We start from the raw sequence: 21442 nt of genomic DNA, 5'->3' as shown, positions 1-21442 counted from the left end.
GTTATGAGAGATCTATGCGTGTATTACTAGCCCCAATGGAAGGTGTCCTTGATTCTTTAGTTAGAGAAATTTTAAGTGAAGTAAATGACTATGACTTATGTATTACTGAATTTTTACGTGTTGTAGATCAGTTACTTCCAGTAAAATCCTTTTATCGGATTTGTCCTGAACTAGATAATAAAAGCTGTACACTATCAGGAACGTTAGTGCGTATTCAGTTACTTGGGCAGTTTCCTGAATGGTTGGCTGAAAATGCGGCTAGAGCTATAGAACTAGGTTCATATGGTGTCGATTTGAATTGCGGCTGTCCGTCAAAAGTGGTGAATGGAAGTGGTGGTGGAGCTACATTACTCAAAGACCCTGAGCTAATATACAAAGCGACTAAAGCAATACGTGAGGCTGTTCCTAGTGATCTCCCTGTAACAGTAAAGATACGTTTAGGATGGGATTCTAATGAACAAAAGTTTGAAATAGCAGATGCTGTTGAGCAGGCTGGTGCAACGGAAATTACGATTCATGGGCGAACAAAAGAAGATGGTTACAAAGCTGAACGTATTAATTGGCAAGCTATATGCGAAATTCGTAAAAGGTTATCAATTCCTGTTATTGCAAATGGCGAAATATGGGATTACTCAAGTTCTCAAAAGTGTCTAGAAATTACAGGTTGTGATGCCGTAATGTTAGGAAGAGGGGCATTAAACATTCCAAACCTTAGTCGAGTAGTGAAATATAATGAGCCTAAAATGAATTGGTTTGATGTAGTTAAGTTATTGCAAAAATACGTACAGTTAGAAAAGCAAGGGGATACTGGGCTGTATCATGTTGCTCGCATCAAACAATGGTTAGGTTATTTACGCAAAGAGTATAGTGAGGCTTCGGACCTTTTTACAGAAATTAGACAATTAAAAACGTCAAAAGATATAGCACAAATCATCCAATCTATATGAGAAAAACAATTTGGATATCAAATTTCCATAGATACCTTCAAGTTCCAGTTGAATTCAATATATTATTTTTCATTTATGGATGTTTAACTAATTGATTTTTTTGTTTTTTTTGTTTTTTGTTTTTTGTGATTTTCCACCGATCCATAGATTACATTGAGTTTAATAACTCTTATAATTGAGTGGCACTATTGTTCTAACATACACGTATGAATAAATGAGAATGTTATGAGTAGGGTTGATATGGAAGATAATAGAGTAATAATTGATAATTCGATTTATCCTATATTTATTGAGGTTAAGAACGAACAAAACATCGATTCTTTAGAATATTACGTTAAAAGTATACATCAATCAGTTACAATATCGTTGAGTGGAAAAAGCGCAATATTAAGAGTTTTCGATAAAAACAACCAAAAAGAGATCGAATATCACCCTCATCGCGATTTTGAGCGGCTTTATTCTCATATAAATTGTGTTATTACAATGAAGAATGGTGGGGAATTTTTAAAATAATATACAAAAGTTTGGTTAGGTTCTCAGAGAAAAAGAGCGGCACTTAATGGTATAGAGTTTGATCCTAAAAAAGATCCGTTAAGTATTAATAATCAAGTTTTCAGTATCTATCAAGGGTTCGGAATAAAGCCCGAGCCTAGTCAAAAAAGTGATATATCACCATGGCTAGAACTAGTTACAGTGATTTGTAATAACGACAAAGCTAAAATAGATTACTTAATTAATTGGTTTGCTCATTCAATACAAAAACCAGAAGAAAAACCTGGAGTTGCAATAGTTATGAGGTCTGGTCAAGGTTATGGAAAAGGATCATTGATGAAGCCTTTTTCATCAATATTTGGTGCTCATTACATGCATTCTACAAATAGCAAAGATATTAGTAGTAATTTTAATGCGGTATTAGAAAATAAATTGATGGTTTTTTTTGATGAGGCATTTGCAGGTACAAACCAAGCGACTGATATTTTAAAAGGTTTAATCACTGAAGATAAATTAAGAGTAGAAAGAAAAGGTTTCGATACTTATTTTGTGGATAATTATATTAGAATTGTTATGGCGTCAAATAGAGAAAATATTATTCGGTTTGAAAAATATAAACGGAGGTACTTATATATTGATGTGCCTGAAAGTAATAAGCAATCTATTGACAAATTTGATAAATACTATACTTGGGAAAAAAATGGTGGTGCAGAAAAGCTATTTGGCTATTTAAAAAATTTAAATATTGAAAATTTTAATCCAAGAGTGGCACCAAAAACAAATGAGTTAAATAGTATAAAAATGTATTCATTTAGTGGTTCTGAACAAATTTTATATCACATATTAAATGATGAAAACTCATTTAATGAGGTTTTCATTCAAAATAAAGATTGGGGTATGATTTATAAACAAACCCTGAGTTTAGCACAAATTTATGGCGTAAAAAAAGAACTAATAAATAATATAGCTTTAGGAAAACTATTAACTAAATTAGGTTTTAAGAAAAAAAGAAGAAGAACTTCTGAAGGCAGTACATATGAGTTCATTATTCCCTTTAAGGAAAATATAATGAACTCAATAAGAACAAAATTTGAAGAGGTAATGGGCTTTGATATTGAATGGTGCCCATTAAATGATCATTTGGAATTGGTGCCAAATAATTTGGAGGAAATTTTAATTGTTTAGTGAGAGATTTTTTATATTACTCAGACTAAACAATAATATATTATGATTCTATTTTTTAGTCTGATTGTTATTAAAAATAAATCATTATGAGTAATTATCAAAAAACTTCATAAACTGACTGTATACCTCTGTATAACCAAATTTTTTACTTAAATCTTCAATTGTAGAATTTATTATTTCATTCTTATCTGAAACTATTTTAGGTGCATTTAAAATTCCATTTTTAAAAGAAACAGTGAATTCAAATTTATTTGCTCGTTTAATTTTAGAAAAAATCAACTGTCTTGATCGAGTGGTTTTCAACCAAGAGATAGTAGCATAATGCTCACCAACAGCAATTATGGCATTTTTATATTTATCTTTAATAATTATCCAAAACTTTGGAGAGATTATTTCCATTTTACTTATTATTTTTTGTTGAGAGTTAAAGTCTATAGATTTTCTATGAATAGATGGTATTTCGTTATAGGATTTAGCATATACTATTTCAATTTTCTTTTGGTGAGTTCTAGTTTCAGTATTCCTGTCTTCTACATAAAAACTAGTTAGATTGTAATTAATTTTGATTTCAGGATTAGAACTTGGATTTTTTTAATTAACATAAAAAAGCCTTATTAGTTATTAGTTATTAGTTATTAGTTATTAGTTATTAGTTATTAGTTACTAATATTTATACTGGTTATAAAATAGATTTGGGCTTCAGCCCAACGGCGTTAGCCGTTATTTTAATAAACCGGTTAACGAGGGAAAAACATTGCCACGCCAAGAGTTTGATTGACGCACGAGGTGCGGCGAGCAAGCTCGCATTTTTGTTATGAGGGACGAATTACAAAAATAATTCAGGATACAAAATGGTTACATCCTGAATTTTAACTAATATTAAAAGGCTATATTTTATAATAAAAATAATACATTAATTTTAAACTTATACCAAAAAGGTTCATTTTTATAATTAAAAAATGAACTTTTTATACCAAATTTTATATAACTCTAGTCGTCAATTTTGGGATGAATAAATCCTCTATCTCTCCATCGTGCGACTACGTATTTCTCAAAAATTTTATCATCAGAAAGCTTTAAATTATCGGCATGGTCGGATATTATTATCTGAGGAATACACTTTGTCTCAGCTAATGTTGTATTGCAAAAATCTATAATTACATTGAAAAAATTTTCTACCGCATTAATATCATGGTTTAGTGAATCACTATCCTTATAAGACAAGTTTTCAGGTTCGAATTTAACATCAGAGTTATCAATACTAGGAAAATAAACTTGACTTGGTTGATCTAAAAATAATATAGGAGGTATTTTGCAATTATCTAGATAACAGAAAAGTTTTTGTAATGATAGGAATAGTGAAAGGTGGCAATAAAGCCAATTAGCTCCACTTCCCATAGATCTTAAATATGTATCCTACATAAACTTTGCCTGTCCATCAAAAACAGTCAATGGTCATGGTGGTGGTGCGACTTTATTAAAGCAACCCGATTTAATCTATCGAGCCGCTAAAGCAATGCGAGAAGCAGTTCCAAAAGAGTTACCTATTTCGGTTAAGGTTCGTTTGGGATGGGATAGTTCTGGATTTGCTTATGAAATTGCAGATGCAGTTCAACAAGCAGGAGCAACAGAACTTACTGTCCATGGTAGAACCAAAGAAGACGGTTATAAAGCAGAGTGCATTAATTGGTCTGCCATTGGCGAAATCCGTCGTAAATTGTCGATCCCAGTGATTGCTAATGGTGAGATTTGGGATTATACAAGTGCACAGCGCTGCCTTGAAATCACAGGATGTGATGCTGTGATGATTGGCCGTGGAGCACTCAATACGCCAAACCTTAGCCGGGTGGTCAAATTTAATGAGTCTAAAATGCCTTGGGATCAAGTTGGCAAGTTGTTATTAAAGTATACGGAACTTGAAAAACAAGGGGATACAGGCCATTACCATGCTGCCCGAATTAAACAATGGCTAGGCTATTTACGCAAAGAATATCATCAGGCAGATGAACTATTTTCTCAAGTTAGATCGTTAAAAAATGCCCAACAGATTTCACAAGAGATAACTGAAATAGTGAACAATTAATTATGAATAATGTTAATTAGCAAGAATTTATAGTTGCGAAATTAACTTATAGGGTCTTTACTTAATTGGTAGGAGAGCGATTTAATTTACTTAAAGCTCTACTATTATATGAGAAAATTTTGACATTATAGTGAAATTACCGAGTCTGGGAGGCGTAAGATGGGTGTAATTGCTTGGATTATTTTTGGTCTAATTGCAGGTGTTTTAGCTAAGTGGCTGATGCCAGGTACTTATCACATGGGGTTCATTATGACCACCGTGCTGGGGATTGTTGGTGCCGTTGTGGGTGGTTACATCAGTACTTTCTTTGGTAAAGGAAAAGTTGATGGCTTCAACTTTGGGAGTTTTGTTGTCGCGGTCATCGGTGCGATTGTCGTACTGTTCTTAGCCGGGATATTTGCCAAATAGCCATTTTCTCTACTTGGTAAATGCTCATTCTATAAGCCACTTAAATATCGAGTGGCTTATATTTTTATGGGAGAAGATTACGACTCGATTGGCAGGCCGTTATCTTGCCCCCATTGGGCCCATGAACCATCATACAAACGCAGGTTTTGATTACCTAATAATGTTAATGCCATTAATACCACAGCAGCGGTCATTCCTGAACCACAGGTCGTCACAGAGGGTGCATGGATATCTACACCTTGCTTAGCAAAGATAGCTTTAAGTTGCTCTGGTGATTTGAATGTACCATTTTCCACCAGAAGATCCCATGGGACGTTTTTGCTCCCTGGAATATGCCCCATACGCAAACCCGGACGCGGTTCTGGCGCTCGGGCAAGAAAGCGTGGCTCTGCGCGAGCATCAATAATTTGAATTTTGCCTTGATTTACAATCTCAAGTACTTGCTCTTGATTCAGTGCGTTACTGTCTTTACGTGTGGCATGGAATTGCTTCGCAGCTGGTGGAGTGACTTCCCCTGACTGAACATCAAACCCAGCAGCTTTCCAAGCATCGATGCCACCGGCTAAAATTTTAACGTTTTTGCAGCCCATCGTGGTGAAAGTCCACCATGCTCTTGGGGATGAAAATAAGTTATTCTGCGAATAAATAATAACTTGGGTGTCATTGCCAATACCCATGGTACTAACTGCTTGGCTAAAAACTTCAGCACTTGGCAGCATATGGGGTAAATCACAGCTTTTGTCTGCAATTTCATCTTGGTGAAAGAATTGAGCGTTAGGAATATGTTCTTGTAAATATTGCTGGCGGCAATCATAAGGTGCGGTTGGTGGTGGAGAAGAAGCATCGAGCACAATGATGTTATCATCAAATAGATGTGAATTTAACCATTGTGGGGTTACGAAATAATCGTTGTACATAAGCTATCTCCATCCTGGGTTGCTAAATTATTTTAAAATTACTGAATTTGATTTGGTGCTGGCAGTGCTGAAGGGGATTGCGGTTGTCCTTGCTCAAGTGGTGTTGTTGAACGCGTATAAATGTTCATACCAGCTAAAACAATACCGCCTACAGAACCAAAAGCACATAATGCGCAAAGTGCGATAACAACCTTTTTCATTTTCTATAGCCTGCCTAGTGATAAAAATCTAAATAGTGTAAGAACTCAAAGTATAACCGGATGAGTGTTGCAAACAAGTTAAAAGCTATTTTTTCTGTTACATAATGGGCGTTTTGCAAAAAGCTTCCCAATTTTTATGTATAATGGGTATTAATACAGTAGTTTTGCGAAGCGGTTGGCAAAAGAGTTTTTTTCATATTTCGTATTGTTGTCAGTTTCGTTATCTTTCATTTTAACTTTGGTCACCTGCATAATTTATGTCCCTGTCAAATAAAACTAAAGAACAAATAACTCAGTGGTATAAAGGGTTGTCCGTACAAATTGATGGGTTTGTTTCCCGAGCCCCGCAGCGGCAGATGATAGCGCAAGTCGCAAAAAATTTAGCGGATGATGACGGCCGCCATTTGGTCATAGAAGCGCCTACTGGAGTAGGGAAGACACTGTCTTATTTAATACCGGGGATAGCAGTTGGTAGGGAAGAAGGAAAAACCTTAGTGGTCAGTACGGCGAATGTGGCATTACAAGACCAAATTTATAGTAAGGATTTACCGTTATTAAGCAAAATTATCCCTGATCTAAAATATACAGGTGCATTTGGGCGTGCTCGTTATGTTTGCCCCCGTAATTTAGAAGCTATTTGTGCAGCAGAAGGTGAGCAAATAGATTTAATGTTATTGGTGGAAGACAAAACGGAAATTGCGAATAGTGAAGAACGGGCAATTTGTCAGCAACTGCGGCATGATTTTCAAAGCTTTGCATGGGATGGGTTAAGGGATCACCACAAACGGGCATTTAGCGATAGCTTATGGCGTAAAGTCAGCACAGATAAAATGAACTGTTTAGGCCGTAATTGCCAATTTTATCAGCGGTGTCCATTTTTTATTGCTAGGCGAGAAATCGAAGATGCAGATGTAGTGGTTGCCAACCATGCGTTGGTAATGGCGGCAATGGAGAGTGAATCGGTATTACCTGACCCGAAAAATTTATTATTAGTACTTGATGAAGGTCACCATGTTCCAGACGTTGCAAGGGATGCCCTTGAAGTTGAAGGCGAAATTACGTTAGTTCAATTAACAGCACAGCTTGATAGCTTTATTCAGCATGTTGGGCAATATATGGGGCAATTTCGTCCAGCTAAGCCACCAAAGTTAGCTAACTCTGAACGATTACAGCAACATGCAGAAAAATTACGGGAAACATTTCGTGATTTCTCATTACTAGCAAATGCCTTATTGCCAGAAACATCAAAAGAAACTGAATATTTATTTCCTCTAGGTGTATTGCCTGAAGCAATGCAATTAAGCTGTCAGGTGTTATTTAAGCAGACAGATGCGCTACATGGGTTAGCGGAAGCTATCTTAAATGATTTGACGGAACAAACTGCGAAGCAAGATATTGTTCGCTTACATCGGTCGATTATTGTGACTAGTAGGGCTATGGGCTACTTTGAAAATATGTCGAAGCTTTGGCGGCTGGCGGCATTAGAGCAAAGTTCAGGTGCCCCTGTGTCAAAATGGTTAAGTCGGCGTTATGAGAAAAACCAATCTCGTTTCTTTATGCATTGTGCGGGGATCCGAGTGAGTGAGCAATTACAACATTTGTTATGGCGAAATGTTCCTCATATTGTGATTACCTCAGCAACGCTGAGGTCGTTGAACAGTTATTCACGTTTTATGGAACTTACTGGGCTATCTGAAAAAAGTGATGATCGCTTTGTGACATTGTCCTCCCCTTTTAACCATGTTGAGCAGGGAAAAATTATTATTCCTAAAATGGAATACGAGCCAACGATAAACAATGAAGCGGAACACTTAGCGGAAATGGCGGTATTTTTCCGTGAGCAATTTATTAAAAATACTCACCGTGGCGTGTTGGTTTTATTTAGTAGCCAAAGAGCAATGGAAGGTTTTCTTGAGCACGTAAAAGATTTGCGTTTGCAGCTTTTAGTTCAAGGAGATCAACCACGTTATCGGTTAGTCGAAACACATTGTGAAAGAATTAACCAAGGGCAATCTAGTGCCTTAATTGGCTTACAATCGTTTGCAGAGGGGTTAGACCTAAAAGGGGAATATTTAACTCAGGTCCATATTCATAAAATCGCATTTCCACCAGTAACAAACCCTGTAATTATCACGGAAGGTGATTGGTTGAAGTCGTTGAAGCGATACCCATTTGAAGTTCAAAGTTTACCGAGTGCTTCATTTAATTTGATACAGCAAGCAGGCAGGTTAATTCGCAGTCATGAATGTTATGGTGAAATTATTATTTATGATAAACGGTTATTAACTAAAAATTATGGCAAAAGGTTATTAAATGCATTACCGGTATTTCCGATAGAACAGCCTGAAATATCTAAAAACAGTAAATAATTAAGTTAACGTATTTTGTTTTAAGGTATTTAAATGTCAATAATAGTTTGATTTATATAGCTAATTGTTAATAAATGAAATGGCCACTTTGCAGTGGCCATTGGTCAATTTGAATTGACTCTATTTACGACATTACTCAATATTAGCTTCTAAAAACCAGAGGAATTTATCCATATCGCGGGAAGCCGCGGTAAACATATCTGCGGTATCTTCGTCTTCCACTTCATCAATCGCTTTTCGAATATCATTCGCGACAACCGCATAACGGTCTGCTAATGCTTTCAAATGATCTTGTACACTGTGAATATTAATTGGGTAAGCCTCTAACGAAGTGAAGCGGCTAACCTCTTGGGTTGTACCAATAGCAACGCCTCCCAATTGAACTGCACGTTCAGCGAATTCATCTAAGTGTTCAACTAACGTGGTTCTAAAGCCATCTAACATTTCATGTACGGCGATAAAATTGCGACCACGCATATTCCAGTGGGCTTGTTTAGTCATTAGAGAGAGATCGGTAAAATGGACTACCATAACATTAAGTATTCCAATGGTTTCCAATTTTACGCTGTCTTCCATATCATTGCGGGTATATAAAAGTTCACTTGAAGATGCTTTAAATAATTTAGCTGTACTCATGATTCATCCTCTCTTAAATATGAATTTGTTTAGTAACCTCATCTGTCAATAAATATAAAATAATAAAACGACTTTGTCATAATGTAATAAACGATTAGTTTAATAGGCCTATTCGATAGGTTTTATTAACTGTTAATTTATTGTGGATCTTGAATACCGATAGTTTTTAGCAATAAGTGCTATAACGCTTATTAAATAATAAAATAAAAATAAAAAATGATTATTTCAAATTGATGAATAAATCTTTACACGAAAAAAGGTTAATAAATATCAACATATCGAATTTATTAACCTTAATTGTCTTTGTTTACAGTTAGATTTTGTGGCTAGGACACTTTTTCTATTTTTGACTTTGGTACCGCTGTTGAGGTTGAACCAATAGAAGCACAGACAATACACAACAATGCTAACCATTGAGTCATTGTTAAGTGTTCATGTAGGAAAACTATCCCCAAAAATGCGCCCATACAAGGTTCAAGGCTCATCAATGTACCAAAAGTTCGAGCAGGCAAGCGGGTTAGCGCGATCATTTCTAATGTATAAGGGAATGCGGTTGATAAAATCGCAACAGCTAGCGCAAGAGGTAAGATTGATGGGTCAAACATCACCTCGACCCCAGTTTGCATTAAACCGATAGGAAAGAAAATCATCGCAGAAATAAATGAACCGATAGCCACGGTGGCTGCGCCATAACCGGCTCCCGCGCGTTGGCCGAATATAATATACAATCCCCAACAGACACCGGCTCCGAGAGCATAGATGGCACCGAGGGTATCAATGGATTCAATATTATCGCCAATAGGAAGTAAAAATAATAACCCAACAATAACCAGCGCTATCCACAGAAAATCAATTGGGCGGCGAGAGGAAAACATCGCGACGGCTAAAGGGCCAGTAAACTCAAGTGCAACGGCTATTCCTAATGGAATGCGTTCAAGGGAAAGGTAAAATAAATAATTCATTGTACCTAGGGATAAACCATAGGCCAGTAGGGGAACTAGCGAGTTTCTTCTGAATTTTAAACGCCAAGGTTTAAAAATAACAAATAATATAATCGTAGCAAGCAATAAACGTAAACCAGTAACACCGGGAGCGCCGATAACAGGAAATAAAGTTTTAGCTAAAGAAGCCCCGCTTTGAATAGAGGTCATTGCAAGCAATAATAACCCTATAGGTAATAGCGGAAATGCGCTCTTTTTAGTGTCGGCAGACATAAATAAGTAAACCTCGGAAAACGTAACTTAATTGATAATAAATATTTAGAAAATAAGTATTTAGTGATGAAAAATAATTTCTTAAAGATTATCTCATAAAACTGCGCGGCTTTATATTTCTTTATGGTTTAGCTATCGCTCATAAGGGGGTAAATGTGCTCTATTGGCTGTCAATATGTTGGTTTAGGTGAATTGTAGTGCTATAAACATGAATTAGTCTCATTTTATTATGACAGAGGGCGAAGCTTGAGCTTCTGTATTAGGCTCGTATAATTCAATTCTCTAAAAAGTCACAATAAAAATGGAAAATGAGGAACAGATGGGAAAGATTAAAAGTATTGCAGTGTATTGTGGTTCCAGTATGGGAAATAATGAGATCTATCAGCAAAAAGCCATTGAATTTGCCAAAGAAATGGTTAAGCGTGACATTACATTAGTTTATGGCGGTGCTAGTGTGGGAATTATGGGGACAATTGCTGATACCGTTTTGTCATTAGGGGGAAAAGCGATTGGAGTTATCCCATCATTGCTAGAAGAACGTGAAATTTCTCATAAGAATTTAACCGAACTATATAAAGTTGAAACGATGCATCAGCGTAAAAGTAAAATGATCGAACTTGCTGATGCCTTTGTCGCTTTACCTGGCGGGTATGGCACACTTGAAGAGTACGCAGAAGTATTTACTTGGAGCCAAATTGGTTTGCATGCTAAGCCATGTGCCTTGTTTAATATTAATAATTATTGGCAACCATTGATTGATATGACAAATAAAATGGCAGATGAAGGTTTCCTACATGAAAAATATCGTCATATGGCGATTGTGAATGATTCACCTGCTGAGTTATTAGAAAGTTTTGAATCTTATATCGCCCCATCGATTAAAACCTACGACTAGCATCAATACTGAAATAACAGAGAGGAATGCATGATAAGGGAAGCCATCAAAAGAGATATAGACTCTATTCTATCACTTTACCAAATTTTGTTTTCGGAAATGGCATTACTTGACCCTGAGCGCTTACAACCCGCGGAACAGGCTAAAGAATTTATTGAAAATGCGATTATTGACGATAAATTTTATGTGTTAGTTGCTGAATTCAACGGTGAGATTAAAGGGTTCTGTATCGCACAACAGCAAGCCGCTGACCCTTATAGCTGCATTGTTCCTCGAAATTTTGGTTATATTTTTGACCTTGTGGTTGATCCTAATTTCCGTGGAGAAAAAGCAGGGCAAAAATTACTAACTGCGATGAAAGCATGGGCGAAAAGTCGACAACTGAGCCACTTGGAGCTGTCAGTATTAGCGCAAAATCATCAAGCGATTAAGTTTTATGAACGAGAAGGGCATACAGAAATCAGCCGTACTATGGGGATCACTCTTTAGTTTAGCAATATAATCGGTCTTTCCTTTCGAGTTAATCAATTTGCTGAAAACAGCACAAGATCTAAGCGGCGTAATATGGCATAATGCGCCGCTATTTATACCTGCCGTACTCTAATGACCATGCATGGAATGCATTTTACTGCTCAAATGATTATTTTGGGTTATTTTGCACGCTGCAGTCATGGGCCCCTAATCATCGCAGGCTATTTTACACCGTTTAATTTAAGGCATAGCAGTGTTAACAACGAACAATATCACTATGCAGTTTGGCAGTAAGCCACTGTTTGAAAACATTTCAGTTAAATTTGGCACAGGCAACCGTTATGGTTTGATCGGCGCAAATGGCGCAGGTAAATCCACATTTATGAAGATCTTAGGGGGAGATTTAACCCCTACAGCTGGAAATGTGAGCACGACTGATCCAAATGAGCGTATTGGTAAACTTCGCCAAGATCAGTTCGCATTTGAAGAATTTACGGTACTTGATACCGTGATTATGGGCCATAGCGAACTGTGGGATGTAAAACAAGAGCGCGATAGAATCTACGCTTTACCTGAAATGAGCGAAGAAGATGGCTACCGTGTGGCTGATTTAGAGGTCGCTTATGGTGAAATGGACGGCTATAGTGCGGAAGCTCGTGCCGGTGAATTATTGTTGGGTGTAGGTATTCCTGTCGAACAGCATTATGGCCCAATGAGTGAAGTGGCACCTGGCTGGAAACTCCGTGTACTTCTGGCACAAGCACTATTCTCTAACCCAGATATCTTGTTACTTGATGAACCGACGAACAACTTGGATATCGATACCATTCGTTGGTTAGAGCAAGTTTTGAATGACCGCAGTTGTACCATGATCATTATTTCCCATGATAGGCACTTTTTAAATACCGTATGTACGCACATGGCTGACCTAGATTACGGTGAATTGCGTTTATTCACAGGTAACTATGATGAATATATGATTGCGGCAACCCAAGCACGTGAGCGTTTATTATCGGATAACGCGAAGAAAAAAGCGCAAATTGCTGAGTTACAGTCTTTCGTTAGCCGCTTCAGCGCGAATGCCTCTAAGTCGAAACAAGCGACTTCTCGTGCACGTCAAATTGATAAAATTCAATTGGATGAGGTGAAAGCGTCTAGCCGTCAAAACCCATTTATTCGTTTTGAACAAGAGAAAAAACTGTTCCGAAATGCACTTGAGTTAGAAGCAGTAACCAATGGTTATGACCAAGGGCCATTATTCAAAAATGTCAATTTATTACTAGAAGTTGGCGAAAAAATGGCCGTTATTGGTGCTAATGGTATCGGTAAAACGACATTCTTAAAAACGCTGGTGGGTGAACAGCCTGCAACTAGCGGAATGGTTAAATGGTCAGAAAACAGTAGCATTGGTTACTATGCTCAAGACCATGCAGAAGATTTTGAAACAGATTTAACCGTGTTTGACTGGATGAGTCAGTGGAAAAATGAAGGAGATGACGAGCAAGCGGTGCGCAGTATTTTAGGCCGTTTACTGTTTTCTCAAGATGACATTAAAAAGAAAGTTAAAGTGTTATCTGGTGGTGAACAAGGGCGCATGTTATTTGGTAAGTTAATGATGCAACAGCCAAATATTTTGATTATGGATGAACCAACCAACCACTTGGATATGGAATCCATCGAGTCATTAAACTTAGCCCTCGAATTATACAAAGGAACGTTAATTTTCGTTTCTCATGACCGTGAGTTTGTTAGCTCGTTAGCGAGCCGTATTTTAGAAATCAAAGAAGATAAAGTAATTGATTTCAAAGGTAGTTATGATGAATACCTGACAAGCCAAGGTGTAGTGCTTTAAATATCGTTTTGGATTAGAAACAAAAAGCCCTCAATTTTGATTGAGGGCTTTTTAATGGGCGAAGTAAACTTAGTTTTTCTTCACAAACTCAGATTTCAATTTCATTTGACCGAAGCCATCAATCTTACAGTCGATATTGTGGTCGCCCTCGACCAAACGGATACCTTTAACGCGGGTACCGATTTTTAGCATTGAAGAGCTGCCTTTGACTTTGAGATCTTTAATCACGGTGATGGTATCGCCATCAGCTAGCAGGTTACCATTGGCATCTTTTACAATTAATTCATCAATATCAGCTACAGGCTCGGCATCATTCCATTCATGCGCGCACTCAGGGCAGATATACATATCGTTATCAGTATAGGTGTATTCAGACTGGCATTTCGGGCAAGGAGGGAATTGCATATTCATACTCTCAGTAACTTTATCAAAAGAATAAACAGTGGTGATATTTAAACCATCAAGCACCACAAAAGAGAGATAGTATAAGGTGAAAGGGCAATTAAATTATTTTTTCGGATTATTCTTAATTTTGGTGTGATTGAAATAGGAAAAAGGCGAGAAAAGCCTCGCCTGAATGATGAAAAAAGTCAACTTGCTCGAAAATTTAGCCGTTAGCCTTTAGCACAGACTTCACAATGCGGGTCTTTGCTAAGTTTAAATTGGCGGAAGTCCATGGTCATTGCATCAAATAGCAATACTTTTCCTGAATTAACCTTCCCATAATTAGCTAATAATTTAATTGCTTCCATCGCCTCTAGCGTACCAATGGTCCCGACTAAAGGAGACATGACTCCGGCTTCAACGCAAGTTAAGTTATTGTCACCAAATAAACGGCTTAAACAGTGATAGCAAGGGGTATTTTCTTCATAAGTGAAAACAGATAATTGTCCTTCCATGCGAATAGCTGCACCTGAAACCAATGGCTTTTTATGCGGTAAACACAACAGGTTGAGCTGTTCACGAATGGCGACGTTATCAGTGCAATCTAAGATCACATCATGATGTGTGATTAATTCATCAAGTTGTGCATCATCTAGCTGTGCATTGACGGTATCAATTTGGATATGTGGGTTAATGGCTGCAAGCTGTGTTTTCGCGGAATCAACTTTTGGCATATCAATGGTTGCATCACGATGCAACACTTGCCGTTGTAAGTTAGATAATGACACGGTGTCGAAATCCACCAATGTCAGGTGACCGACACCTGCTGCGGCAAGGTATTGAGTGGCAGCGCAGCCTAAACCACCAAGGCCAATAACCAACACTTTGCCAGCTTTAAGCTTTTCTTGCCCATCGAAATCAAACCCACGGAGGATAATTTGGCGGTTGTACCGCAACATTTCCGGATCGCTAAGCTCTTGCACAGTTATTATTCACTTTTTAATAAATAGTTAAACATTTCGACTTCAACCATTTCACCCGCTTCAACACGGCCACGTTCTCTTTCAAGGACAATAAAGCAGTTAGCTAAACTAAATGAACTAAACACGTGTGAGCCTTGGTGACCCGTTGTGGAGACTTGTAATTGTCCTTGTTCATTGGTGCTTAGAATTCCTCGCTGAAAATCTAAACGACCCGGGCTTTTCTTCAACGCGGTGGTAACTGGAACTTTGAAGCGTAGCGGGGCACGCCATTGGCTGTGCCCTGAAAGGCGCGCAATCAGTGGTTGAACTAATTGGTAAAAGGTGAGTGCAGCAGAAACAGGGTTCCCCGGTAGTCCACAAAACCAAGCATCACTTAACTTACCAAATGCAAAGGGTTTTCCTGGTTTAATGGCCAACTTCCAAAAACCAATCGTGCCTAATTCATCCAAAATTTGTTTGGTATAGTCAGCTTCACCCACGGAAACACCGCCACTACTGATAACTAAATCAGCGTGTTGGTTAGCTTCGATAAAGGTTTGTTTGAGTTTTTCTGGCGAGTCCGGTATCACACCTAGATCAAGTACTTCGCAGTTAAGTTTTTCAAGCATCAGGCGAACGGTGAAACGGTTAGTATCATAAATTTGCCCATCTGCTAAAGGAAGGCCGACGGCTTGTAGTTCATCACCTGTTGAAAAAACGGCAACTTTAAGGCGACGATAAACGGTGACATCTGCAATCCCCAGTGAAGCAATTAACGGCAGTTGGGCTGTTGTGAGTAACGTTCCTGCAGGGAACACAGCATTGCCTTGGGCAATATCTTCCCCTGCTTTACGAACGTTACTACCTTGTTTGATAGGTTGGGTAAATACAATGCCTTGGCTCGTTTGCTCTGTAGATTCTTGCATCACAACCGTATCCACGCCTTGTGGAATTGGGGCACCGGTCATAATACGCACGCAGCAACCTGCTTTTAATTCGCCTTCCATAGGATTGCCGGCAAATGATTTACCAGCCACTGGCATTGGTGTTTTTCCATCCCAATCGGCAAAACGCAAGCCATAGCCATCCATAGCAGAATTATCGAATGGTGGGACATTGATAGGGGAAATCAGGTCTGTCGCAATGATGCGCTGTGCAGAGGAGGTCAGTGGAATGATTTCGGTATCTGTGACGGTTTTCGTTTGAGATAGTAATTTTTCCAATGCAACATCTAGAGAAATCAAATCGTTAGTATGACACTGATCCATAAATAATGACCCTCATTATTGTTATCTGCCTTGAGGCTTAAAATGTGTTCGTAATGCATATTATGGCAGAAATCCATTAGTGGGTGAATGAATAGAAATTGATTACAGATAGCTTTTAGTGAGATTTAGACAATTAGCTGGCATTAGCACAGAGAAAATTATGCACAAAATAACAAAACGGTTGTTGCTATAATCATGTTAAATAGTTAGGCACTCTATATTTATCTTTTAAAATTAATGTATCAATAAAAAATGTGCTATTAATCACCGTATGTAAGGTGTAAAACCTTTTAAAGGATAGATTAACAGGGTGAATGAATTGCATGAATAAGTGCAAATATTTCACGGTAATTATCCATGTTATGCTGGATTATCTGTACCTGCTGTTTTAGAGTACCGCACACCTGCATTTTATAAAAATAGTTATACCATTTGTGGAGGATCACATGTCATCTCTGAGTAAAGAGGCCGAGTTAGTTCATGCCGCACTGGAGGCAAGAGGCTTAGAAACGCCTTTGCGTATCCAGCCAAAATCAGGCGACGAACGCAAGAAACTGATTGAAGGGCACATGACAGAGATCATGACGCTGCTGAATTTGGATTTAACCGATGACAGTTTAGCTGATACCCCTCGTCGCATCGCAAAAATGTATGTTGATGAAATTTTTTCAGGGCTAGATTACGCAAACTTTCCAAAAATCACTCTGATTGAAAATAAAATGAAAGTGGATGAAATGGTCACTGTGCGTGATATTACGCTAACAAGCACCTGCGAACACCACTTTGTTACGATCGATGGCAAAGCGACAGTTGCCTATATTCCAAAAGATAAAGTCATTGGTTTATCGAAAATTAACCGAATTGTGCAATTTTTCTCACAACGCCCACAAGTGCAAGAACGTTTAACACAGCAAATTTTGGTTGCTTTGCAAACATTACTGGGAACAACGAATGTGGCTGTTTGCATAGATGCAGTGCATTATTGCGTGAAAGCACGTGGTATTCGTGACGCGACAAGTGCAACAACAACAACGTCATTAGGCGGGTTGTTTAAATCAAGCCAAAACACACGACAAGAATTTTTACGTGCAGTTCGCCATTTATAATTTATGACAACAACGACACCGTCAAGTCGTATTGACGCACTTGACGCCGTCCGTGGTATAGCGATTTTAGGTATTCTTTTAATGAATATCTTTGCTTTTGCTTTACCACAAGCGGCGTATTTAAACCCTTATTACACCAATACAACACCCGAGTCAGAGGCTTACCTCTGGGGTGTTTTCAATGTCCTTTTTCAAGGTAAAGTTCTCGCTATTTTTTCCATCCTATTTGGGGCAACACTTGTATTGCTACAGCCTCGTTCTCTTGGTTGGAACCGGTGCCGTTTATTTGTTTTAGCCCTATTCGGGGTGATTCATGGGGTTGGCTTTTGGGACGGTGATATTCTTTTGGCCTATGCATTAACGGGCTTGTTGGTAGCCTATTTGCTTAATCAATATGATGATGGTTTTTTATTGAAAATAGCATTGTCACTATATTTGATTGGGCTAGTCATCTTGCTCGTGTTGGGAAGCGGTGTAGATCCCTCTGGTTTTTGGCAAACCTCGGATAAGCAATTGGCATTTGAATATACTATACATACCTCGGGGGGAATGGATGGTGTGTATTATCGAGCATCAGAGATGCTCAAGATGGTTGAAATGCTGGTTATCCAATATGGCTGGCAATTATCTGCGTTGATGATTATTGGCGCATTGTTAATGAAAAATGGTTGGTTACGAGGGCAATTTAGTGCTCAACATTACCGCAAAATAGCCTGCATATTTATCTTGCCATCCTTATTGATTCAAATAGTTTCGCTATACATGCAAAGCCAATTCAATTGGAGTTATTTTTCAACTTCAATCATTGGTTATATTATTAATGAGCTAGTTATTCCATTTCAATCTATAGGATACATAGCTCTGGTGTATGGCTTTTGGGGAATAGTGGTAAACAATAAAGTAATCCATGGGCTGCAATATGTGGGCCGTATGGCGTTGAGTAATTATATTTTGCAAACGCTAATTTGTACCGCATTGTTTTACCACTTAGGCTATTTTGGGCAATTTACACGGGTTGAATTACTTGTTTTGGTTCCCATTATTTGGGGGGCAAATTTATTGTTTTCTTATTATTGGTTAATGTTTTTTAGGCAGGGGCCGTTTGAATGGTGTTGGCGTAAATTGACCGGAAAATTAATAAGTAGATGAAGGTTCATCTACTTATAGATCTAATTCAATTTATTGACTTCATCCGGTGAAACCGCTGGATAGCCTTTAATTCCTTCAGGCATTTTAATAGGAGCAGGGATAGATTCTTGCTCACCTAAAAATTTAGGTTCGCGTTTTAAAATATATAAATCCGCCAAAGCTCCTAGCCGTGCAAACACTTCGCGTACTCTCACTTTATACATTCCAGAAGGTGTCGGAACCGCTAAACACTGTGCATCAATACCTTTATGTTTGGCGATAAAGACCGCTCGTTCACAATGAAAACGCTGGGTAATAATCGTAAAATTATCGGTATCAAACACTTTTTTAGTACGTACCACTGAGTCTAATGTCCTAAAGCCAGCGAAATCGAGCACAATTTTAGAGGCTGGAACCCCTTCTTTAATTAAATCTTTGCGCATGTTGATTGGCTCATTGTAATTATGTGCGCCATTATCACCACTGAGAAGTAAATATTTAACTTTTCCACTGTGGTATGCCTCAGCTGCGCCTTTAATGCGATAGGTATAGTAGAGGTTATTAACACCAGAGGCATAATATTTGGATGTGCCAAGTACCATGCCGACATCGCGCGCAGGCAATTTTTCTACATCTTCATAGATATAGGGGGCGGTATCCCAGCTTATCCAGCGATCAAGCAACATTATGGTCGTAAATGCGATCCCTGCAAGAATAATAAGACCAAAAAACAGACGTTTCCTCATGTCCTAGCCTTGATAATAAAGAGTCATAATTTTGAAATTGTTGGCCTCAATAGGCCAGTGTCTCTAGGCTACTTGACTTAAATTAGTGACGCAAGTCGCGTAACGTAAAATCATGTCAATGTCTACATTACAATCGGGGTTGACTAATATTAAGCCTAATAATTGAATCAAAATTAATCAGAAATTGGATGAAAAAGATAAATCACATTCTTATTAAAGAGTGAGCAGCTTCACATCATGATAGTTTTTATAGAATGAAGCTATATATTATGAAATTTTAATTCTATATTTTATATTTGCGGTGAAATATTATTTCTTTAATGGTTTTTTGTGAATAACAGATTTTTAATCAGATAGGTGAGGAAAGTATGAAGCTAACGACATTACTAGCCACAAGTGCCGTACTTGTTACAGCGAGTGTGGCAGCGAAAGAGTACCAAATCAATCACACCAATCAGTTAAAATCACTCAATGATGCGACGAAAAGTACGGAAGTCTGGGAACAAGCAGAAGTATTAACCGATTTTACTTACCCATGGGAAAAGGAAACGGCTCCCAAAACAGATTTTCGTGCTCTGTGGAGTGATGACGCATTATATTTCCGCTTTATTGCAGATGATAAAGATATTCAGCTAGGTGATAACCAAGATAAAGACCAAGCAGTATTAGATTCTGATCGTGTTGAACTTTTTTTCACGACTAGCCCTGAATTAAAACCTTATTATACGGCTGAAATGGACCCGAAAGGGCGCACTTTCGATGCAAAAGCTAATTATTATCGTGAAGTTGACCCAAGTTGGAATTGGGAAACATTACAAACGGTGGGTGAAATAACGCCAAATGGTTATGTATTAACAGGAAAAATTGATTTAGATGAATTTACTAAACTCAATTTATGGCAAGACGCGGACAAACAGACACTAATGTGTGCCATTTTGCGCGGAGAGTTCAGTGCGGGCGAACCTAAGCAAGTGCGTAAATGGATTAGCTGGATCAAGCCTGATTCTGTTAAACCTGATTTTCACATCCCATCAGCCTTCGGAACCTGCAAGTTCGTAAAATAGCATTATCGCCGGTGGCTTTTGTCACCGGTAGCTTTTCAATACAAACGTATTATTGTGAGAAAGATCATAACCTGCAATTAAGTTGTATGAAATCGCAGTGATTTAAATTGAAATAAAAATTCATTTAATGTATTTTTTAATGAAATTAAATTTCATGAGGGCGTTTGAATGTCTCTAGCCGAAAATACTCTGAGTGACTGTCTACACAATGAATTCAATCAGGAAACGCAACAGTTTTCACGTTTGGATACACTCTCTATGGTGAAAGTTATTAACCAAGCAGATAGTACGGTTGCAGGTGCTATTCAGGCCGTTCTACCTGCGATTGCCCAAGTGGTTGATGCTATTGCTGAGTGCTTAAAGCAAGGTGGACGCTTGTTTTACATTGGGGCAGGTACCAGCGGCAGGCTAGCCGTGTTAGACAGTGCAGAATGCCCACCAACATTTGGTACTTCGTCTGAAATGGTACAGTCGATTATTGCGGGTGGCCAAGATGCGATGTTAAAAGCGGTTGAAAATATTGAAGATTCAGCGGAATCAGCGATTGATGAGCTTAAAAAGCGCCAGCTTTGTGCAAAAGATGTCGTGGTGGGTATCGCTGCCAGCGGACGTACACCATTTACTTTAGCGGGTATTGAATACGCCAATGAAATCGGTGCGTTAACGGTGGCTATTACCACGCGAGGCCGAGGGTTAGTTAGTGATGTCGCAAAATTGGCGATTGCACCCGATGTTGGCCCTGAAGTGTTATCGGGTTCAACTCGCATGAAAAGCGGTACTGCACAAAAAATGATTTTAGGCATGCTAAGTACCTGTGTAATGGGGCGATTAGGTCGTATTCATACTAATTTAATGGTTGATGTCGTTGCCAGTAATATCAAATTACTGCGCCGCGCAGAACGGATTGTTAGTGAAGTTTGCGGTATAGATGAACACACCGCAGCAGGGTTATTGGCACAAGTGGATTATCATCCTCGACGTGCAATTTTAATGCATGAGCTACAGATTAATGCACAGCAAGCAACGGATATCGTTCAACAGCATCCAAATACCACCTTGGACAGCATGTTAGCAATCACCGTTAAGTAATGGGATAGCGTGATGAAGAGCGGGTT

The 21442-nt window shown here is 38.2% G+C and carries 21 protein-coding genes and 2 pseudogenes; 13 read left to right on the top strand and 10 right to left on the bottom strand.

The features are described 5' to 3' along the window. The first annotated feature begins 14 nt into the window (after nucleotides 1-14). From dusC to PSF09_RS03355, 3 genes are all read left to right on the top strand, one after another. A complete protein-coding gene (dusC, locus tag PSF09_RS03365) occupies nucleotides 15-947 on the top strand; it encodes a tRNA dihydrouridine(16) synthase DusC (protein ID WP_272665394.1) in 933 nt (310 codons plus the stop codon). Nucleotides 948-1172: 225 nt separating this feature from the next. Next, nucleotides 1173-1460 (top strand): hypothetical protein, encoded by a 288-nt coding sequence (locus PSF09_RS03360; RefSeq protein ID WP_272683489.1) that lies wholly within the window; start codon nucleotides 1173-1175, stop codon nucleotides 1458-1460. A gap of 180 nt (nucleotides 1461-1640) precedes the next feature. Next, complete coding sequence (locus tag PSF09_RS03355; RefSeq protein ID WP_272683488.1) at nucleotides 1641-2624, top strand: primase-helicase family protein; 984 nt, start codon at nucleotides 1641-1643, stop codon at nucleotides 2622-2624. An 84-nt stretch (nucleotides 2625-2708) separates the two neighbouring features. Here the strand turns inward: PSF09_RS03355 and PSF09_RS03350 are convergent, their stop codons facing one another. Beyond that, nucleotides 2709-3023, bottom strand: coding sequence for a hypothetical protein (locus tag PSF09_RS03350; protein ID WP_272665391.1), 315 nt, complete (start codon nucleotides 3021-3023; stop codon nucleotides 2709-2711). 591 nt (nucleotides 3024-3614) lie between these two features. After that, a pseudogene (locus PSF09_RS20415) lies at nucleotides 3615-4025 on the bottom strand (DUF3732 domain-containing protein); the annotation flags it as partial. A gap of 19 nt (nucleotides 4026-4044) precedes the next feature. Here PSF09_RS20415 and PSF09_RS03345 point away from each other — a divergent pair. Further along, nucleotides 4045-4707, top strand: a pseudogene (locus PSF09_RS03345) (tRNA-dihydrouridine synthase); the annotation flags it as partial. A 159-nt stretch (nucleotides 4708-4866) separates the two neighbouring features. Next, a complete protein-coding gene (locus PSF09_RS03340) occupies nucleotides 4867-5115 on the top strand; it encodes a GlsB/YeaQ/YmgE family stress response membrane protein (protein WP_004256598.1) in 249 nt (82 codons plus the stop codon). 77 nt (nucleotides 5116-5192) lie between these two features. Here PSF09_RS03340 and sseA read toward each other — a convergent pair whose 3' ends face one another. Both sseA and PSF09_RS03330 read right to left on the bottom strand, forming a co-directional pair. After that, the gene (gene sseA, locus PSF09_RS03335; protein WP_272665390.1) at nucleotides 5193-6032 is read right to left on the bottom strand and encodes a 3-mercaptopyruvate sulfurtransferase; all 840 of its coding nucleotides are present in this window, start codon (nucleotides 6030-6032) and stop codon (nucleotides 5193-5195) included. A 38-nt stretch (nucleotides 6033-6070) separates the two neighbouring features. Beyond that, entirely contained in the window at nucleotides 6071-6232 is a 162-nt protein-coding gene (locus PSF09_RS03330) for a hypothetical protein (protein WP_004256593.1), read from the bottom strand. A gap of 257 nt (nucleotides 6233-6489) precedes the next feature. Between PSF09_RS03330 and dinG the strand changes: the two genes are divergently transcribed. Further along, nucleotides 6490-8601, top strand: a complete 2112-nt coding sequence (gene dinG, locus PSF09_RS03325) for an ATP-dependent DNA helicase DinG (RefSeq protein WP_272665389.1) — start codon at nucleotides 6490-6492, stop codon at nucleotides 8599-8601. A 132-nt stretch (nucleotides 8602-8733) separates the two neighbouring features. Here dinG and dps read toward each other — a convergent pair whose 3' ends face one another. Continuing rightward, complete coding sequence (gene dps / locus PSF09_RS03320; RefSeq protein ID WP_210836079.1) at nucleotides 8734-9237, bottom strand: DNA starvation/stationary phase protection protein Dps; 504 nt, start codon at nucleotides 9235-9237, stop codon at nucleotides 8734-8736. A 326-nt stretch (nucleotides 9238-9563) separates the two neighbouring features. After that, on the bottom strand, nucleotides 9564-10451 hold the full coding sequence (rhtA, locus tag PSF09_RS03315; protein WP_210836081.1) for a threonine/homoserine exporter RhtA: 888 nt from the start codon (nucleotides 10449-10451) through the stop codon (nucleotides 9564-9566). A 319-nt stretch (nucleotides 10452-10770) separates the two neighbouring features. On the opposite strand from rhtA, the gene PSF09_RS03310 reads away from it, so the two are divergent. From PSF09_RS03310 to PSF09_RS03300, 3 genes are all read left to right on the top strand, one after another. After that, a complete protein-coding gene (locus PSF09_RS03310; protein WP_210836088.1) occupies nucleotides 10771-11346 on the top strand; it encodes a TIGR00730 family Rossman fold protein in 576 nt (191 codons plus the stop codon). Between the two features lie 30 nt (nucleotides 11347-11376). Beyond that, nucleotides 11377-11835, top strand: a complete 459-nt coding sequence (locus PSF09_RS03305; RefSeq protein ID WP_272683487.1) for a GNAT family N-acetyltransferase — start codon at nucleotides 11377-11379, stop codon at nucleotides 11833-11835. Between the two features lie 235 nt (nucleotides 11836-12070). Further along, the gene (locus tag PSF09_RS03300) at nucleotides 12071-13669 is read left to right on the top strand and encodes an ABC-F family ATPase (RefSeq protein WP_272665387.1); all 1599 of its coding nucleotides are present in this window, start codon (nucleotides 12071-12073) and stop codon (nucleotides 13667-13669) included. A 69-nt stretch (nucleotides 13670-13738) separates the two neighbouring features. Here the strand turns inward: PSF09_RS03300 and PSF09_RS03295 are convergent, their stop codons facing one another. From PSF09_RS03295 to moeA, 3 genes are all read right to left on the bottom strand, one after another. Beyond that, nucleotides 13739-14074, bottom strand: coding sequence for a zinc ribbon domain-containing protein YjdM (locus tag PSF09_RS03295; protein ID WP_004909208.1), 336 nt, complete (start codon nucleotides 14072-14074; stop codon nucleotides 13739-13741). Between the two features lie 209 nt (nucleotides 14075-14283). Then, nucleotides 14284-15036: a molybdopterin-synthase adenylyltransferase MoeB gene (moeB, locus tag PSF09_RS03290; RefSeq protein WP_272683486.1), complete on the bottom strand. Its 753-nt coding sequence runs from the start codon at nucleotides 15034-15036 to the stop codon at nucleotides 14284-14286. A 5-nt stretch (nucleotides 15037-15041) separates the two neighbouring features. Beyond that, a complete protein-coding gene (gene moeA, locus PSF09_RS03285) occupies nucleotides 15042-16283 on the bottom strand; it encodes a molybdopterin molybdotransferase MoeA (protein WP_272665385.1) in 1242 nt (413 codons plus the stop codon). A 446-nt stretch (nucleotides 16284-16729) separates the two neighbouring features. Between moeA and folE the strand changes: the two genes are divergently transcribed. Both folE and yeiB read left to right on the top strand, forming a co-directional pair. Then, entirely contained in the window at nucleotides 16730-17389 is a 660-nt protein-coding gene (gene folE, locus PSF09_RS03280; protein ID WP_004256561.1) for a GTP cyclohydrolase I FolE, read from the top strand. A 3-nt stretch (nucleotides 17390-17392) separates the two neighbouring features. Beyond that, nucleotides 17393-18538: a DUF418 domain-containing protein YeiB gene (gene yeiB, locus PSF09_RS03275; protein WP_272683485.1), complete on the top strand. Its 1146-nt coding sequence runs from the start codon at nucleotides 17393-17395 to the stop codon at nucleotides 18536-18538. A 20-nt stretch (nucleotides 18539-18558) separates the two neighbouring features. On the opposite strand, the gene sanA is transcribed toward yeiB, so the two are convergent. Further along, nucleotides 18559-19263 (bottom strand): outer membrane permeability protein SanA, encoded by a 705-nt coding sequence (gene sanA, locus PSF09_RS03270; RefSeq protein ID WP_272665383.1) that lies wholly within the window; start codon nucleotides 19261-19263, stop codon nucleotides 18559-18561. 368 nt (nucleotides 19264-19631) lie between these two features. Between sanA and PSF09_RS03265 the strand changes: the two genes are divergently transcribed. Then, nucleotides 19632-20327 (top strand): carbohydrate-binding family 9-like protein, encoded by a 696-nt coding sequence (locus tag PSF09_RS03265; RefSeq protein WP_210836107.1) that lies wholly within the window; start codon nucleotides 19632-19634, stop codon nucleotides 20325-20327. A gap of 168 nt (nucleotides 20328-20495) precedes the next feature. Continuing rightward, entirely contained in the window at nucleotides 20496-21416 is a 921-nt protein-coding gene (gene murQ, locus PSF09_RS03260) for an N-acetylmuramic acid 6-phosphate etherase (protein WP_272683484.1), read from the top strand. Nucleotides 21417-21442 lie beyond the last annotated feature (26 nt).

Origin of the sequence: Providencia sp. PROV141, from assembly GCF_028481645.1 — a bacterium.
Lineage (GTDB): Bacteria > Pseudomonadota > Gammaproteobacteria > Enterobacterales > Enterobacteriaceae > Providencia > Providencia rettgeri.
Note: the sequence above shows the minus strand (reverse complement) of the source record. Positions and strands in the feature narration are given on the sequence as shown.

Coding starts and splice junctions, on each gene's coding strand:
- sanA (WP_272665383.1), bottom strand. CDS start 19,263: ATGAGGAAACGTCTGTTTTTTGGTCTTATTATTCTTGCAGGGATCGCA.
- PSF09_RS03305 (WP_272683487.1), top strand. CDS start 11,377: ATGATAAGGGAAGCCATCAAAAGAGATATAGACTCTATTCTATCACTT.
- PSF09_RS03295 (WP_004909208.1), bottom strand. CDS start 14,074: ATGCAATTCCCTCCTTGCCCGAAATGCCAGTCTGAATACACCTATACT.
- dinG (WP_272665389.1), top strand. CDS start 6,490: ATGTCCCTGTCAAATAAAACTAAAGAACAAATAACTCAGTGGTATAAA.
- moeA (WP_272665385.1), bottom strand. CDS start 16,283: ATGGATCAGTGTCATACTAACGATTTGATTTCTCTAGATGTTGCATTG.
- folE (WP_004256561.1), top strand. CDS start 16,730: ATGTCATCTCTGAGTAAAGAGGCCGAGTTAGTTCATGCCGCACTGGAG.
- sseA (WP_272665390.1), bottom strand. CDS start 6,032: ATGTACAACGATTATTTCGTAACCCCACAATGGTTAAATTCACATCTA.
- PSF09_RS03360 (WP_272683489.1), top strand. CDS start 1,173: ATGAGTAGGGTTGATATGGAAGATAATAGAGTAATAATTGATAATTCG.
- PSF09_RS03265 (WP_210836107.1), top strand. CDS start 19,632: ATGAAGCTAACGACATTACTAGCCACAAGTGCCGTACTTGTTACAGCG.
- murQ (WP_272683484.1), top strand. CDS start 20,496: ATGTCTCTAGCCGAAAATACTCTGAGTGACTGTCTACACAATGAATTC.
- rhtA (WP_210836081.1), bottom strand. CDS start 10,451: ATGTCTGCCGACACTAAAAAGAGCGCATTTCCGCTATTACCTATAGGG.
- PSF09_RS03330 (WP_004256593.1), bottom strand. CDS start 6,232: ATGAAAAAGGTTGTTATCGCACTTTGCGCATTATGTGCTTTTGGTTCT.
- PSF09_RS03350 (WP_272665391.1), bottom strand. CDS start 3,023: ATGGAAATAATCTCTCCAAAGTTTTGGATAATTATTAAAGATAAATAT.
- PSF09_RS03340 (WP_004256598.1), top strand. CDS start 4,867: ATGGGTGTAATTGCTTGGATTATTTTTGGTCTAATTGCAGGTGTTTTA.
- PSF09_RS03310 (WP_210836088.1), top strand. CDS start 10,771: ATGGGAAAGATTAAAAGTATTGCAGTGTATTGTGGTTCCAGTATGGGA.
- dps (WP_210836079.1), bottom strand. CDS start 9,237: ATGAGTACAGCTAAATTATTTAAAGCATCTTCAAGTGAACTTTTATAT.
- dusC (WP_272665394.1), top strand. CDS start 15: ATGCGTGTATTACTAGCCCCAATGGAAGGTGTCCTTGATTCTTTAGTT.
- yeiB (WP_272683485.1), top strand. CDS start 17,393: ATGACAACAACGACACCGTCAAGTCGTATTGACGCACTTGACGCCGTC.